This is a genomic window from Rhodococcus coprophilus NBRC 100603 (genome assembly GCF_001895045.1).
GTDB classification, from domain to species: domain Bacteria; phylum Actinomycetota; class Actinomycetes; order Mycobacteriales; family Mycobacteriaceae; genus Rhodococcus; species Rhodococcus coprophilus.
Window position 1 is genome coordinate 338,219 of the sequence record NZ_BDAM01000001.1, and the last position, 14,755, is coordinate 352,973.

14 protein-coding genes are annotated in these 14,755 nt (G+C 68.0%); 5 read left to right on the top strand and 9 right to left on the bottom strand.

The features are described from left to right. Positions 1 to 41 precede the first annotated feature (41 nt). Both RDCOP1_RS01495 and ku read left to right on the top strand, forming a co-directional pair. A complete protein-coding gene (locus tag RDCOP1_RS01495; protein WP_072698822.1) occupies positions 42 to 1,160 on the top strand; it encodes a lycopene cyclase family protein in 1,119 nt (372 codons plus the stop codon). Positions 1,161 to 1,232: 72 nt separating this feature from the next. Beyond that, positions 1,233 to 2,237, top strand: a complete 1,005-nt coding sequence (gene ku, locus RDCOP1_RS01500) for a non-homologous end joining protein Ku (protein WP_072698294.1) — start codon at positions 1,233 to 1,235, stop codon at positions 2,235 to 2,237. A gap of 22 nt (positions 2,238 to 2,259) precedes the next feature. Here ku and RDCOP1_RS01505 read toward each other — a convergent pair whose 3' ends face one another. The 9 genes from RDCOP1_RS01505 to RDCOP1_RS01545 all read right to left on the bottom strand — a co-directional run bounded on the left by RDCOP1_RS01505 (position 2,260) and on the right by RDCOP1_RS01545 (position 11,172). After that, complete coding sequence (locus RDCOP1_RS01505) at positions 2,260 to 3,819, bottom strand: MDR family MFS transporter (RefSeq protein ID WP_072698823.1); 1,560 nt, start codon at positions 3,817 to 3,819, stop codon at positions 2,260 to 2,262. 237 nt (positions 3,820 to 4,056) lie between these two features. Continuing rightward, on the bottom strand, positions 4,057 to 4,554 hold the full coding sequence (locus RDCOP1_RS01510) for a MarR family winged helix-turn-helix transcriptional regulator (RefSeq protein ID WP_231922946.1): 498 nt from the start codon (positions 4,552 to 4,554) through the stop codon (positions 4,057 to 4,059). Between the two features lie 15 nt (positions 4,555 to 4,569). Next, the gene (locus RDCOP1_RS01515) at positions 4,570 to 4,998 is read right to left on the bottom strand and encodes a metal-sulfur cluster assembly factor (RefSeq protein WP_072698295.1); all 429 of its coding nucleotides are present in this window, start codon (positions 4,996 to 4,998) and stop codon (positions 4,570 to 4,572) included. After that, positions 4,995 to 5,498, bottom strand: coding sequence for a Fe-S cluster assembly sulfur transfer protein SufU (sufU, locus tag RDCOP1_RS01520; RefSeq protein ID WP_072698296.1), 504 nt, complete (start codon positions 5,496 to 5,498; stop codon positions 4,995 to 4,997). Before sufU ends, RDCOP1_RS01515 begins: the two co-directional genes overlap by 4 nt. Then, positions 5,498 to 6,754: a cysteine desulfurase gene (locus tag RDCOP1_RS01525; RefSeq protein ID WP_072698297.1), complete on the bottom strand. Its 1,257-nt coding sequence runs from the start codon at positions 6,752 to 6,754 to the stop codon at positions 5,498 to 5,500. Before RDCOP1_RS01525 ends, sufU begins: the two co-directional genes overlap by 1 nt. 4 nt (positions 6,755 to 6,758) lie before the next feature. Next, positions 6,759 to 7,556 carry a Fe-S cluster assembly ATPase SufC gene (gene sufC, locus RDCOP1_RS01530; RefSeq protein ID WP_072698298.1) on the bottom strand — a complete coding sequence of 266 codons (798 nt, stop codon included), beginning with the start codon at positions 7,554 to 7,556 and terminating at the stop codon, positions 6,759 to 6,761. A gap of 51 nt (positions 7,557 to 7,607) precedes the next feature. Beyond that, a complete protein-coding gene (gene sufD / locus RDCOP1_RS01535) occupies positions 7,608 to 8,858 on the bottom strand; it encodes a Fe-S cluster assembly protein SufD (protein WP_072698299.1) in 1,251 nt (416 codons plus the stop codon). Then, positions 8,859 to 10,304 (bottom strand): Fe-S cluster assembly protein SufB, encoded by a 1,446-nt coding sequence (gene sufB / locus RDCOP1_RS01540; protein ID WP_072698300.1) that lies wholly within the window; start codon positions 10,302 to 10,304, stop codon positions 8,859 to 8,861. Positions 10,305 to 10,398: 94 nt separating this feature from the next. Next, entirely contained in the window at positions 10,399 to 11,172 is a 774-nt protein-coding gene (locus RDCOP1_RS01545) for a helix-turn-helix transcriptional regulator (RefSeq protein ID WP_072698301.1), read from the bottom strand. A gap of 73 nt (positions 11,173 to 11,245) precedes the next feature. Between RDCOP1_RS01545 and mptB the strand changes: the two genes are divergently transcribed. Genes mptB through RDCOP1_RS01560 form a run of 3 tightly spaced genes read left to right on the top strand, consistent with a single transcriptional unit; the run spans position 11,246 to position 14,726 of the window. Further along, complete coding sequence (mptB, locus tag RDCOP1_RS01550; RefSeq protein WP_169848797.1) at positions 11,246 to 12,976, top strand: polyprenol phosphomannose-dependent alpha 1,6 mannosyltransferase MptB; 1,731 nt, start codon at positions 11,246 to 11,248, stop codon at positions 12,974 to 12,976. An 11-nt stretch (positions 12,977 to 12,987) separates the two neighbouring features. Then, the gene (locus tag RDCOP1_RS01555; RefSeq protein WP_072698302.1) at positions 12,988 to 13,932 is read left to right on the top strand and encodes an ABC transporter ATP-binding protein; all 945 of its coding nucleotides are present in this window, start codon (positions 12,988 to 12,990) and stop codon (positions 13,930 to 13,932) included. Further along, positions 13,929 to 14,726, top strand: coding sequence for an ABC transporter permease (locus RDCOP1_RS01560; RefSeq protein WP_072698304.1), 798 nt, complete (start codon positions 13,929 to 13,931; stop codon positions 14,724 to 14,726). Before RDCOP1_RS01555 ends, RDCOP1_RS01560 begins: the two co-directional genes overlap by 4 nt. Positions 14,727 to 14,755: the final 29 nt, after the last annotated feature.

A 14,755-nucleotide genomic window follows, 5' to 3' on the forward strand; every position in this document is an offset into this window, starting at 1 on the left:
CGCTCCGGCGCACCCGGCCTCTCGCCGCATACTCTGTGGTCGTGCCTGTCTCCTCCCCCGCCGATGTGCTGGTCGCCGGGCTCGGCCCGGCGGGGCGGGCCGTCGCCTCGCGCGCTGCCCATGCCGGCCTCGATGTGATCGCCGTCGACCCCCGGCCGTCCCGAAAGTGGACGGCGACGTACGCCGCGTGGAGCGACGAACTTCCGCCCTGGCTACCCGAGCACGTGATCGCAGCGAAGGTGGAGGCTCCGGCGGTGTGGACGTCGCGGCTCCACGAATTGACCCGGCCGTACCGGGTCTTAGACACCACACGCCTCCAGGAATGTCTCGGGCTCGAGGGAGTGTCGGTGGTGGAGGGCCGCGTGGACGCGGTCGATGCGCACAGCGCCGTCCTGAGCACCGGAGAGCGGCTCCGCGCCCGGCACGTGATCGACGCACGCGGAGTTCCGGCGGGCCAGGGCCGGGCCGGGCAGACCGCGTTCGGCCGGGTCTTCGACAGCGCGGTCGCGCAATCGGCGCTGGACGGGCAGCAAGCGTGGTTCATGGATTGGCGGCGCGACAACGGGACCGACTCGGGTGACATCCCGTCGTTCCTCTATGCGATGCCGCTGGGCGGTGGTCTCACCCTGCTCGAAGAGACCTGCCTGGTGGGTCGACCGCCGCTTCCGCTACCGGAACTGCAGCGCCGCCTCGAGATCAGGCTGGCGGCGCGGGGCATCGACTGGGCGGACGCCGGCCGGATCGAGAACGTGCGGTTCGCGGTGGAAGGACTTCGCAGCGAACCCGGGGTGGTCGGCTACGGAGCACGAGGCGGGTTGATGCATCCCGCGACCGGTTATGCCGTCGCCACCGCCCTCTCGACCGCGGACGCCCTCGTCGGCGCACTCCGGCACGGGTCCGATCCGCAGCAGGTGCTGTGGCCGGCGTCCGCCCGGACGGTGGCGAGGCTGCGTGGGCTGGGCCTGCGGGTGCTGTTGCGCCTCGACGCGCAGTCCGCCGCGGCGTTCTTCGACGCGTTCTTCGACCTTCCGGCCGAACAACAGCGCGCCTACCTGTCCGGCCGGGCAGACCTTGCGGGCGTCGCGAGCACCATGTGGACGCTGTTTCGACGGCTCCCCGGGCCGCTGCGCAGCGCAATCGTGCGCTCGGTGGTGACATAGGCCTCTGCGACACCGGTGACCGATTTCGGGTTCTTTTCACCGCGTACCCACATCGTCGATCATGATGGACAGATGCGGTCGATTTGGAAAGGTGCCATCGCGTTCGGCCTCGTCAACGTGCCGGTGAAGGTGTATTCGGCAACCGAGTCGCATGACATCAAGTTTCACCAGGTGCACGCGAAGGACGGCGGGCGCATCAAGTACCAGCGCGTGTGTTCCGAGTGCGGCGAGGTCGTCCCGTTCCAGGAGATCGACAAGGCGTACGACTCGGACAACGGTGAGCGGGTCGTCCTCACGGACGAGGACTTCGACAAGCTGCCCGCAGCGGAGAAACACGAGATTCCGGTGCTCGAGTTCGTGCCGTCCGAGCAGATCGATCCGATGCTGTTCGAGAAGTCGTACTACCTCGAGCCCGATTCCTCCTCGCCGAAGGCGTACGCACTTCTGGCCGCGACTCTCGAGCAGAGCGACCGGATCGCGTTGGTGCACTTCACGCTGCGGCAGCGCACCAGGCTCGCTGCCCTGCGGAACCGCGACGGAATGCTCGTGCTGCAGACGCTGCTGTGGCCCGACGAGGTCCGGGCGGCGGAATTCCCGTCGCTCGACGGTGTCGAGAAACCGAAGCCGAGAGAACTCGCGATGGCGGAGACCCTCGTGGAGTCGATGTCGGGCGACTTCGATCCCACCGAGTTCACGGACGAGTACCAGGTCGAACTGCGGACTTTGATCGACGATGCTCTGGCGCACGGCGGCGAGAAGGTGTTCCAGGTCGCCGAGTCCGAGTCCGAGGGTGAGGACGCCGAGGTGCTCGACCTGGTCGCTGCGCTGCAGCGAAGTGTCGACGCCGCCGGCGCGGGGACGGGCGGCAAGTCGTCCCGTTCCTCGTCTTCCGCTGGCGAAGCGACCACCGCGAAGAAGACGGCAGCCAAGAAGACACCGGCGAAGAAGACGACAACGGGCGAACCTGTGGCAGAAAAGACGGCGGCAAAGAAGACGACAGCGAAAAAGGCCGCCGCCAAGAAGTCGACAGCCAAGAAGGCACCGGCGAAGAAGACGAGCGAGCGCAAGGGCGCGTGACGGCCGGCCGATCTCGCGCGAATCAGCGTTCGGGTTCGCCCGCCGGAGAGGTGGCGGCGACGCTACCTTCGGCGTCCCGAAGCTGTTCGGAACCGGTTTGTGTCCGCAGGGCGACCTCCTTGATGAGTGCGATCGCGACCAGACCGACCAGGGACAGCACTCCGGAGATCACGAATATTCGTGCTGTCGCGTCGCCGTAGGCGCCGCGCACGACCGCTTCGATCGGAGCCGGCAGTTCCGCCAGTGAGGACAGACCGGCGTTTCCCGCCGCGCCGGAGGCGTCGATTCCCAGGGCAGCGAGTCCTTTCGCGATCAGATCGGTGATGTGATTCGACAGCACGGCGCCGAGGACGGAGACGCCCGCTGCGCCGCCGAGAGAGCGGAAGAACGCCACCGTCGCGCTGGCCGCCCCGAGATCCCGCGGATCGGCGGAGTTCTGTACCGCGAGGACGAGGTTCTGCATGGTCATACCGAGCCCGACCCCGACCACGAACAGGTACGACAACAGCTGGGCCATGTCGGTGGCGTGGTCGACCGTTCCGAGGAGAAAGAATCCGAGGGACAACAGGACCGCTCCGGCGACAAGAAAACGCTTCCACCGACCGAACCGGGTGATCAACGATCCCGAGACGGTGGCCGCGAGCATCGAGCCACCGACCATCGGCAGGGTGAGCAGACCGGCGGCCGTCGGTGAATAGCCGCGCGCGATCTGGAAGTACTGTCCGAGGAAGACCGCGCTTCCGAACAACGCGACACCGACCGCGACACTGGCGATCGTGGCCAGCGTGGTGGTGCGGTCACGGAACAGACGGAGCGGGATGATGGGTTCGCGCACCCGGGCTTCGACGATCACCGCGGCGACGAGCAGCACCACGCCGCTGCCTGCCATCAGGTACGACGTGGCCGATGACCACGCGAAGTTCTTGCCGCCGAGCGTGACCCAGATCAGCAGGTCGCTCACCCCGGCGGCGATGAGCACGGCGCCGAGGTAGTCGATACTGACCTTCTTCTCGACCACGGGGAGGTCGAGCGTCTTCGCGACCACGACGAACGCTACGGCGGCAAGGGGCGCGCCCGCCCAGAACGTCCATCGCCAGCCGAGCCAGCTCGTGTCCACGATGACGCCGCCGATGAGGGGGCCGGCGACCGTGGCCAGTGCCATGACCGCGGCGATCGGGCCCTGGTACCGGCCACGTTCGCGGGGGCTGAACATCGTGGCGATGACGATCACGATGAGTGACTGGAGACCGCCGAGGCCGACGCCCTGGAGGACACGGAAGCCGATGAGCATCGCTACCGAGGTGGACAGGCCGGCGAGCACGGAGCCGAGGGTGAAGACCGAGAGTGCGAGCAGCACCAGCACTTTCTTGCTCACCAGGTCGGCGAACTTGCCCCAGATCGGAGTGGTCGCGGTGGACGCGAGCAAAGTCGCGGTGACGACCCAGGTGTACTGGTCCTGGGTACCGTGCAGGTCGATGATGATCGTCGGCAGGGCGTTCGACACGATCGTCGACGAGAGAAACGCCACGAACATCCCCAGCAGCATGCCCACCAGGGCGTTGATCCGCTGCCGGTGTGTCATGTCGCCGGCTCCCGGCCCGGGGTCGGGATCGGCTTCGGCAGCCGCGGGATCGTACTGGGCGCTCGACGTCATGGATGCCTCGGTATCCGGGAGATGCTGCTGTCCGCAGATGCCGGGCGGCGGAGACTCCGGGGTCCGTGCTCGCGGAAATGTGCTCTGCCGCACACTGTAGGACCGGTTGGTTGCAACAGGCAACCAAAGTCCCGGGCACCGCAGGTCGCCACCCCGCGCGCGCGGTCAGTCCATCGACTCGCCGAGGCGCTGCAGCAACGCGGTGAGCTCGCGGATATCGGCGGCACTCCAATCAGCCAAGCGCCCACGCCAGAGTTCGGTCTCGTTCTCCAGGATCTCGTCGAGTTTGCGCCGGCACCCCGGGTCCAGCGCGACCAGGCGGGCGCGGGCGTCGTCCGGATCGGGAATCCGCTCGACCAGTCCGAGGCGTGCCGCACTGTCGATACGACGAGTCAACGTCGATTTCTCGATCGCCAGTTCCGTCAGGAGATCCGACATCGCGACCGCGTCGGCGCGACGCAGCATGAGCAACATCGGGTAACACACCGGGTCCAGCCGCGGATGCACCGCGCGGGACCGTTCGGCGATCAGACGCCTGAAGCGACGGGTCACCGCGATCATTTCGTGCTCGAGCGCGACGACGGGATCGGCGGTCGCCGCATCGGCCGTGTCGGCCGACGGGCTACCGCCGTTCTCGTCTGCGCGCCACTGTGTGTCGGTCACGGAGTTCCGTAACTGTCACACGGTGAAACCGAGGGCGCGCAACTGTTCGCGTCCGTCCTCGGTGATCTTGTCGGGTCCCCACGGCGGCATCCACACCCAGTTGATGCGGAGTTCGCCGCACATGCCGCTGCGCACGAGCGCGTTGCGAGCCTGATCCTCGATCACATCGGTGAGCGGGCAGGCGGCCGAGGTGAGGGTCATATCGACCGTGACCGTTTCCTCGGCCTCGGAGATGCCGTACACCAGGCCGAGGTCGACGACGTTGATGCCGAGTTCCGGGTCGACGACGTCGCGCATCGCCTCTTCGAGCTCGTCGAGTCGTACCGGATCCAGCGGCGGCACGGTGTCGGCGACCAGCGTGGTCGCGTCGCCGCTGGCGCCGTCGGCCACGGAAGTGGCGTCCGCGGTCTCGGGGTTCGTGGTGCCGGGGGCGGGTTCTGTCATCGGTTCTGTCCTCCGCTCGAAACGGTGTCGGCGCCGCCGCTCGCGGGAGCGGCGGAGTCGCCGGTCTTGTCCACGGTCTGCGCGACGGCATCCTTGAAAGCCATCCAGCCCAGCAACGCGCACTTCACGCGTGCCGGGTACTTCGATACGCCGGCGAATGCGATGCCGTCGCCGAGCACGTCCTCGTCACCTTCGACGGTGCCCCGACTGCCGACCATCTCGACGAAGCTGTCGACGGTGGCGAGCGCATCGGCAACGGACATGCCGATCACCTGGTCGGTGAGCACCGAGGTGGACGCCTGGCTGATCGAACAGCCCTGTCCGTCGTACGAGACATCGGCCACCGTCCCGCCGTCGAGGTGCACGCGCAGGGTCACCTCGTCCCCACAGGTGGGATTGACGTGGTGGACCTCGGCGCCGAACGGGTCACGCAGGCCGCGGTGATGCGGATGCTTGTAGTGATCCAGGATCACCTCCTGGTACATCTGTTCCATTCGCATCAGGCACGCTCCCCGAAGAATTCCTGGGCGCGCCGAATCGCCGCGCCGAGTGCCCGAACCTCGTCGAGCGTGTTGTACACAGCGAACGACGCGCGTGCGGTCGCTGCGACCCCGAACCGGCGGTGCAGCGGCCATGCGCAGTGATGGCCGACGCGGATCTCGACGCCCTCGTCGTCGAGGATCTGCCCGAGATCATGAGCGTGGATTCCGTCGACGACGAACGACACCGCGCCTCCGCGCTGCTCAGCCGTGGTGGGCCCGATGATCCGTACCCCGTCGATGCTTCCCAGCTCGCTCAGTGCCGCGGCCGTCAACTCGTGCTCGTGCGCGGCCACCGCGTCCATGCCGATGTCCTGCAGGTATCGCACCGCGGCGCCGAGTCCGACGGCCTGCGACGACATCGGAGAGCCGGCCTCGAATCGCTGCGGGGGCGCCGCGAACGTGGTGGCCTCCATGGTGACGGTCTCGATCATCGAGCCGCCGGTGATGAACGGCGGAACGTCGGCGAGCAGGTCACGGCGGCCGTACAGAACACCGATCCCCGACGGACCGAGCATCTTGTGCCCCGAGAACGCCGCGAAGTCGACGTTCAGTTCCCGGAAGTCCACGGCCGCGTGCGGCACCGACTGGCAGGCGTCGAGCACGACGAGCGCGCCCACCGCCCGAGCCCGCCGGACGATCTCCTCGACAGGCGCGACGGCACCTGTGACGTTGGACTGATGCGAGAACGCCACCACCTTGACGCGCTCGGTGAGCTCGAGCGAGTCGAGGTCGATCCGGCCGTCGTCGGTCACGCCGTACCACCGCAGGGTCGCGCCGGTGCGCCGGGCGAGTTCCTGCCAGGGCACGAGGTTCGCGTGATGCTCGAGTTCGGTGACGACGATCTCGTCACCGGGCCCGAGCGCATGCGGGAAACGATCGTCGGCGAACGCGTACGCGACCAGGTTCAGCGCCTCGGTGGCGTTCTTGGTGAAGACCACCTCGTCGGCGTCGACACCGACGAAACCGGCGATGGTGGCGCGGGCGCCCTCGTATGCGTCCGTTGCTTCCTCCGACAGGGCGTGCGCGCCGCGGTGGACCGCGGCATTGCACGTCGTGAGGAACTCACGCTCGGCATCGAGGACCTGCACCGGACGCTGCGACGTCGCACCCGAGTCGAGGTAGACCAGCGGCTTGTCGTCGCGCACCGTCCGCCCGAGGATCGGGAAGTCGGCCCTGATCCGGGCGACGTCGAGCGTCCGCACCGGCACCGTCATCCGATCACGCTCCCTGGGTGTCAGCTGCTGCGGCGTGGGTGAAGCGCTCGTAGCCGTTGGTCTCGAGCTCGTCGGCCAGTTCGGGACCGCCGGATTCGACGATGCGGCCGCCGACGAACACGTGCACGAACTGCGGCTTGATGTAGCGCAGGATGCGGGTGTAGTGCGTGATGAGCAGAACGCCGCCGTGCTCACGTTCCTGGTAGCGGTTCACGCCCTCGGACACGACGCGCAGCGCATCGACGTCGAGGCCGGAGTCGGTCTCGTCGAGGATCGCGATGCGCGGCTTGAGCAGTCCGAGCTGAAGGATCTCGTGACGCTTCTTTTCGCCGCCGGAGAAGCCTTCGTTCACGCTGCGCTCGCCGAAGGCGGGGTCGATGTCGAGTTCGGACATCGCACCCTTGACTTCCTTGACCCAGTGCCGGAGCTTCGGGGCCTCGCCGCGCGCGGCGGTGGCCGCGGTGCGCAGGAAGTTCGACATCGAGACCCCGGGGACCTCGACGGGGTACTGCATCGCGAGGAACAGTCCGGCGCGGGCGCGCTCGTCGACCGTCATCGCCAGCACGTCTTCACCGTTGAGGGTGATGCTGCCGGAGGTCACCTCGTACTTGGGGTGGCCGGCGATCGCGTACGAGAGTGTGGACTTGCCGGAGCCGTTGGGGCCCATGATGGCGTGGGTCTCACCCGAGCGGACAGTGAGGTCGACGCCCTTGAGGATGTCGATCGGCTCGGCGTTCGCGTCGGTCTGTGCGACACGAACGTGCAGGTCCTTGATCTCGAGGACGTTCTGAGGTGTAGACATCGATCAGTGGTTCCTTAAAGAAGAAGTATCAGGGTTACGGGTCGTGGCCGGTCAGGCGCCGACCGCCGCCAGCTCTGCTTCGATGGCGGCGTCGAGACGCTCGCGGATCTCGGGCACCGTGATCCGTTCCAGGAGTTCGTGGAAGAAGCCGCGCACGACGAGGCGCCGCGCCTGGTCTTCCGGGATACCGCGGGACCGCAGGTAGAAGAGCTGCTCGTCGTCGAAGCGGCCCGTCGCCGATGCGTGGCCGGCACCGAGGATCTCGCCGGTCTCGATCTCGAGGTTCGGGACCGAGTCGGCGCGGGCGCCGTCGGTGAGCACCAGATTGCGGTTGAGCTCGAAGGTGTCGGTGCCCTCGGCTGCTGCGCGGATGAGGACGTCGCCGATCCACACGGTGCGCGCGTCCGGCTTCCCGGAAGCGGGATCACCCTGCAGCGCACCCTTGTAGATCACGTTCGACTTGCAGTGCGGCTGCGAGTGGTCGACGAGCAGACGCTGCTCGAGGTGCTGCCCGGCATCCGCGAAGTACAGACCGAGCAACTCGGCGTCGCCGCCGGGCGCGTCGTACTTGGTCGTGGCCGACACGCGGACCAGATCGCCACCGAGCGCGACGGTGAAGTGACGCAGCACCGCGTCACGGCCCAGCCGGGCGTGGTGCGCTGCGACGTGAACGGCGTCGTCCGCCCAGTCCTGCACCGCCACGACCTTGAGCTGGGCGCTGTCGCCGACGATGAACTCGACGTTCTCGGCGTAGGTGCCGCTCCCCCGCTGGTCCACCACCACGGTGACCCGGGCGAAGGGCTCGAGGCGGATCTGCAGATGCCCGTAGGCCACGTTCCCCTCGCCCGGTCCGGTGACCGTGACGACGACGGGATCGGCGATCTCCGCTTCGCGGCCGACGGTGAGGACGGTGGCGGTCTCGAACGACGAGTACGCCTGCGCGGCGATCCGGTCGAACGGGACGCCGGCCTGACCGAGGCGCGCGTCGTCACGGCCGACGGTCTCGACCTGCACGCCGTCGACGGAGGTGACCTCGACGGTCGCGGAGCCGCTGGCGACGGCACTGCCGTCGTGAAGTCCGCGCAGCCGGCGCAGCGGCGTGAACCGCCAGATCTCGTCGCGGCCGGAGGGGATCTCGAAGGCGTTCACGTCGAACGACGTGAACACCTCACCCTTGTTGGCTGCCGGTTTGGCGGAGCCTTCGAGAGCCGACGCGGGGTTCTCGCCGCGCACAGCTTCCTGGACCCCGGCACCGCCTGCCGGTGTTCCGGGGGTGGGGATGTTCTTCGCTTCCGCAGTCATTTAGCCGACTGCCCCTTCCATCTGCAGTTCGATCAGTCGGTTGAGCTCGAGGGCGTACTCCATCGGCAGCTCCTTGGCGATGGGCTCGACGAACCCGCGGACCACCATCGCCATCGCCTCGTCCTCGTTGAGGCCGCGGCTCATGAGGTAGAAAAGCTGGTCGTCGCTGACCTTGGACACGGTCGCTTCGTGGCCCATCGTGACGTCGTCCTCGCGGATGTCGACGTACGGGTAGGTGTCCGAGCGGCTGATCTGGTCGACGAGCAGCGCATCGCACTTGACGGTCGACTTGGACCCGTAGGCGCCCTTGTTGACCTGCACGAGACCGCGGTACGACGCGCGTCCGCCGCCGCGCGCGACAGACTTCGACACGATGGTCGACGACGTGTGCGGCGCCAGGTGCAGCATCTTCGCACCGGTGTCCTGGTGCTGTCCCTCACCGGCGAACGCGACGGAGAGCACCTCACCGCGAGCGTGCTCGCCCATCATCCACACGGCCGGGTACTTCATCGTCACCTTGGAACCGATGTTTCCGTCGATCCATTCCATGGAGCCGCCCGCCTCGACCTTGGTGCGCTTGGTCACCAGGTTGTAGACGTTGTTCGACCAGTTCTGGATCGTCGTGTAGCGGCAGTGGCCGCCCTTCTTGACGATGATCTCGACGACCGCGGAGTGCAGGGAGTCGGACTTGTAGATCGGCGCGGTGCAACCCTCGACGTAGTGCACCGAGGCGCCCTCGTCGACGATGATCAGGGTGCGCTCGAACTGGCCCATGTTCTCGGTGTTGATCCGGAAGTAGGCCTGCAGCGGGATATCGACGTGCACGCCCGGCGGCACGTAGATGAACGAGCCTCCCGACCACACGGCGGTGTTCAGCGCGGAGAACTTGTTGTCGCCGGCCGGGATCACCGTGCCGAAGTACTCGCGGAACAGCTCGGGGTGCTCACGCAGACCCGAGTCGGTGTCGAGGAAGATCACGCCCTGCGCTTCGAGGTCCTCGCGGATCTGGTGGTAGACGACCTCGGACTCGTATTGGGCGGCGACACCGGAGATCAGCCGCTGCTTCTCGGCCTCGGGGATGCCCAGCTTGTCGTAGGTGTTCTTGATGTCGGCGGGCAGCTCGTCCCAGCTGGCGGCCTGCTTCTCCGTGGAACGCACGAAGTACTTGATGTTGTCGAAGTCGATCCCGTCGAGGTCCGAACCCCAGCCCGGCATCGGCTTCTTGTCGAACGTGCGCAGTGCCTTGAGCCGGATGTCGAGCATCCACTCGGGTTCGCTCTTCTTGGAGGAGATGTCCCGCACGACGTGCTCGGACAGACCACGCTGTGCTGCCGCACCGGCGGCATCGGGGTCCGACCAGCCGAACTGGTAGTGGCCGAGAGAGTCGATGGCCTCTTCTTGCGTCAGCTGTGCGCCGCCGGACGTCTGGTCCGATGTGACGGTCATGCGAGCTCCTTCCGGAGTCTGGGTGTGGTCGGCGTGGGCTGCGCGCCGACTGTCAACGGGTGGTTCATCAGGTCGGGGGTTCCGGGAGACGTTGTCAAGAGCTCGGCGGCTCCTTGGCGGGAAGGATCGGCACGTGTGTGGTGCAGAACGCGTCGCCGTTGGCGATGGTCGCGAGCCGCTGCACGTGGGTACCGAGGATCTCCACGAACGCCTCCTCTTCCGCCTCGCACAGTTCCGGGAACTGCTCGGCGACGTGCGAGACGGGGCAGTGGTGCTGGCAGATCTGGACCCCGGTGCCGACGCGCCGGGTGGATGCCGCGAAGCCGGATTCGGAGAAGGAGTCGGCGATCTCTTCGGCGACGGTCTCGACATCCTGACCGGCCGGGTCGACTCCGCTGAGGATCGACTGCACGCGCCGTCTGGCGAAATCTTCGATCGCGGCTTCTCCACCGATCTCGCGGAGGTGGCGCATGGCGGCGGTGGCGAGGTCGTCGTAGGAGTGACCGAGGCGTGCCCGGCCGACGGCGGTGAGCTGGAACCGCCGGGCGGGGCGGCCCCTGCCGCGGCCTTGGCGGCGGGGCGGCGCGGCGGCCTCGGCTTCGCCTGCGTCGATGAGAGCGTCGAGGTGCCGACGCACGCCTGCGGCACTGAGCCCCAGCTGCTCCCCGATCTCGGGTGCGGTGATGGGGCCGTGCTCGACGAGGAGTTGCACGATCGCGGCGCGGGTCTGGCCTTCGTGTGTATCGCGGCCGCCTGCTGCGCGAGCAGGATGCGCCACAGGCGCGTGACCTGGGCGTTCCTCATGCACGTCGGGTGCGGTCGATGATTTCACAACACCAGTGTGACGGAATTCGAAGCACGGTTCCACCAAGGGTGCCCTTCCTCGCCTTCCGGTCCCGGAGCCTTCAAGCGACTCGGAGGGCGCCCGTTACGCTGCTCGGGTGCCGCCGACAACACGCCCTACCCCGCGCGCGAACCCGGTCGCGGCGGGGCGACCCGGCATCGCGACCCGCGCTCTCGAACTGACACGACGCGCACTCGGGCTCGACCGCCCGAGCCCTCGGGCAGACGTCGCCCTCGTACTGCACGGCGACGAGAGCGAAGGCCGCGGGCTCGACCCCGTCGAAACCACACAGCTGCACCGGATCCGGTTGTTCGGCGCGACCGGCACCGTGCTGATGGCGGTCGGTGCCCTCGGCGCCGGAGCACAACCGGTACTGCAGAACCCTGTCCAGGGTGTCCGGGGACTCGGCCTCGCCGCCCGGATGCCCAGCGCCGCCCTCACCCTGACCATGACCGGCATCGTCCTGGTGGTCCTGGCATGGCTTCTGCTCGGCCGTTTTGCGATCGGCCGGCGAGACCCGGACGGTCAGCCACGACGGCTCACCCGCTCACAGCTCGACCGGACGCTGTTGCTGTGGATCGTGCCGCTCGTCGTCGCGCCACCGATGTTCAGCAAGGACGTGTACTCCTACCTCGCACAGAGCGAGATCGCGGCGAGGGGACTCGATCCGTATGCCATCGGTCCGGCCGGAGCTCTCGGCGTCGACCACGTTCTGACACGCACCGTGCCGAACATCTGGCGCGACACCTCGGCGCCCTACGGTCCGGCGTTCCTGTGGCTCGGCGAGAAGATCGCCGCGCTGACCGGGGACAACATCGTGGCGGGGATCTTCGTGCACCGCCTGTTCGCGCTGGTGGGGGTCGCGCTGATCGTGTGGGCACTGCCGCGGCTGGCACGTCGCTGCGGGGTCGCATCCGTGAGCGCCCTGTGGCTCGGCGCCGCCAACCCGCTGCTGCTCTTCCACCTCGTTGCCGGCGTCCACAACGAGGCCCTGATGCTCGGCCTCATGCTCACCGGCGTCGAACTCGCGCTGCGCGGCGTGTATCCCGACAGCGCGCACGGCGACACGTCTCGCGGCCGTGCCGCGGCGTGGATCGCCGCGGGAACCGCGGTGATCGCGCTCTCCGCGATGATCAAGGTGCCGTCGCTGCTGGCACTCGGATTCGTGGGCATGGCACTCGCACGGCGACGGGGTGGCAGCTTCCGAGCCGTCACGACCACCGCGGTGATGCTCGGGATCGGCGCGGCACTGGTCATAGGTTTCGTCAGCTGGGGCAGCGGACTCGGCTGGGGCTGGACGCAGACACTCGGCACGGCAACCGAGGTACGCAGCTGGATGTCGATTCCGACACTTCTCGGCATGGGTACCGGACTCGGCGGAGTACTGCTCGGTCTCGGCGACCACACCACCGCGGTGCTGTCGATCACGCGTCCCATCGCCGCCGTCGTGGCGGCCTTCGTCACGGTGCGGATGCTGCTCGCGACGCTGACCGGGCGGATTCATCCGGTGGGCGCGCTCGGCGTCTCCCTCGGTGCGATCGTGCTGCTGTTTCCGGTGGTCCAGCCCTGGTACCTGCTGTGGGCTGTGATTCCGCTCGCAGCCTGGGCGACCCGTCCGATCTTCCGGATTCCCACCATCGCCTTCTCGTCGGTGGTGAGCGTGATCCTGATGCCCAACGGCGGTGAATACCAGCCGTTCATCATCGTGCAGGCCGCCATCGCCACCATCGCGGTGGTGGGTCTGCTCATCGTGGCGACCCGCAACATCCTGCCGTGGCGAGGCGAGGAGCGTGCACCGGTGCGCCCGCCCCACACCGCGGACGCCTAGGCTGGAACCCTGTGACCCCGAGTTCTCCCCCCGGCGCAGTGCCGGCCGTGCGCCTGGACGGCGTTGTGAAGACATTTGGGGGCGTCACCGCGGTGGATCACCTCGACCTGACCGTCGAGCGTTCTCAGGTGCTCGCCCTCCTCGGCCCCAACGGCGCCGGGAAAACCACCACCGTCGAGATGTGCGAGGGGTTCGTCACCCCCGACGAAGGCTCGGTCCGGGTACTCGGGCTCGACCCCGTCGCCGACTCCGACGCGCTCCGGCCCCGCATCGGGGTGATGTTGCAGGGTGGCGGCGCCTACCCGGGATCCCGCGCGGGCGAGATGCTCGATCTCGTGGCCGCCTACTCGGCCGACCCGCTCGATCCCGACTGGTTGCTTCAGCGGCTCGGCCTGGACGAGGCCCGGCGCACCCCCTACCGCCGGTTGTCCGGCGGCCAGCAACAACGCCTCGCGCTGGCGTGTGCCCTCGTCGGCAGGCCCGAACTGGTGTTCCTCGACGAACCCACCGCCGGTCTCGACGCGCAGGCTCGCCTGCTGGTGTGGGAGCTGATCGACGCGTTGCGCCGTGACGGCGTGAGCGTGTTGCTCACCACCCACCTGATGGACGAAGCCGAGGAACTCGCCGACGAGATCGTGATCATCGACCACGGCCGGGTAGTCGCCGCGGGAACTCCCGAAGAGGTCATGCGCACCGGCGCGGAGGGCCAGCTGTGGCTGACCGCCCCTCCCGCTCTGGATGTGGCGCCGCTGCAAGCTTCGCTGGCCGGCACCTGCCGGGTCCGGGAGGCACTGCCCGGCCGCTATCTCGTCGAAGGCGCGGTCGATCCGGGCGTGGTCGCTGCGGCGGCACAGTGGTGCGCGGCACTGGGGGTGCTGGCCACCGAGATCCGGGTGGATCAGCGCAGCCTCGAGGACGTGTTCCTGGAACTGACCGGACGGGAGCTGAGAGGGTGAGCGTGACCCACGACCGACTGGCGAACAACAGATTCGCCGAGGGGACCTTCACACCCCGCCCGACGCCGAACGCGCCGGCGAAGATGCTGGCGGCCCAGACCCGTATGGAACTGAAACTGCTTCTGCGCAACGGCGAGCAGTTGCTGCTGACGATGTTCATCCCCATCACGTTGCTGATCGGCCTCACGCTGCTGCCGATCGCCGATCTCGGCGAGGACCGCGCGGCCCGCGTGCTGCCCGCCGTGATGATGGTGGCCATCATGTCCACCGCCTTCACCGGGCAAGCGATCGCCGTCGGATTCGACCGCAGATACGGTGCATTGAAAAGGATCGGTGCGACAGCACTCCCGAAGTGGGGAATCATCGCAGGTAAAAGCGGTGCGGTGGGGCTCGTAGTGGTGCTGCAATCAATTCTGCTGGGCGGTATCGGGGTCGTCCTCGGATGGCGCCCCACCCCCGTCGGACTCCTCGTGGGCGCCGTCGTGATCGCGCTCGGAACGGTGATGTTCGCAACGCTGGGCCTGCTTCTCGGCGGCACGCTCCGCGCCGAGATCGTGCTCGCCCTCGCCAACATCGTGTGGTTCGTCCTCCTCGGCATCGGCAGCATCGTGCTGCTCGACGACGTCGTTCCCGAGGCTTTGCTGCACGTCGTACGAGTCGTGCCGTCGGGCGCGTTGACGCTGGCGCTGGACGCCGCCGTGGCGGGCGGAGTGGATTGGCTGTCGATCGTCGTTCTGGTGGCGTGGACGGCGGTCGGTGGAGCCGCCGCTGTGAGATGGTTCCGGTTCACCTGATCGGCGCCGCACCCAACTACACCTCGTAG

Coding starts and splice junctions, on each gene's coding strand:
- ku (WP_072698294.1), top strand. CDS start 1,233: ATGCGGTCGATTTGGAAAGGTGCCATCGCGTTCGGCCTCGTCAACGTG.
- RDCOP1_RS01505 (WP_072698823.1), bottom strand. CDS start 3,819: ATGACACACCGGCAGCGGATCAACGCCCTGGTGGGCATGCTGCTGGGG.
- RDCOP1_RS01515 (WP_072698295.1), bottom strand. CDS start 4,998: ATGACAGAACCCGCCCCCGGCACCACGAACCCCGAGACCGCGGACGCC.
- sufU (WP_072698296.1), bottom strand. CDS start 5,498: ATGCGAATGGAACAGATGTACCAGGAGGTGATCCTGGATCACTACAAG.
- RDCOP1_RS01525 (WP_072698297.1), bottom strand. CDS start 6,754: ATGACGGTGCCGGTGCGGACGCTCGACGTCGCCCGGATCAGGGCCGAC.
- sufC (WP_072698298.1), bottom strand. CDS start 7,556: ATGTCTACACCTCAGAACGTCCTCGAGATCAAGGACCTGCACGTTCGT.
- sufD (WP_072698299.1), bottom strand. CDS start 8,858: ATGACTGCGGAAGCGAAGAACATCCCCACCCCCGGAACACCGGCAGGC.
- sufB (WP_072698300.1), bottom strand. CDS start 10,304: ATGACCGTCACATCGGACCAGACGTCCGGCGGCGCACAGCTGACGCAA.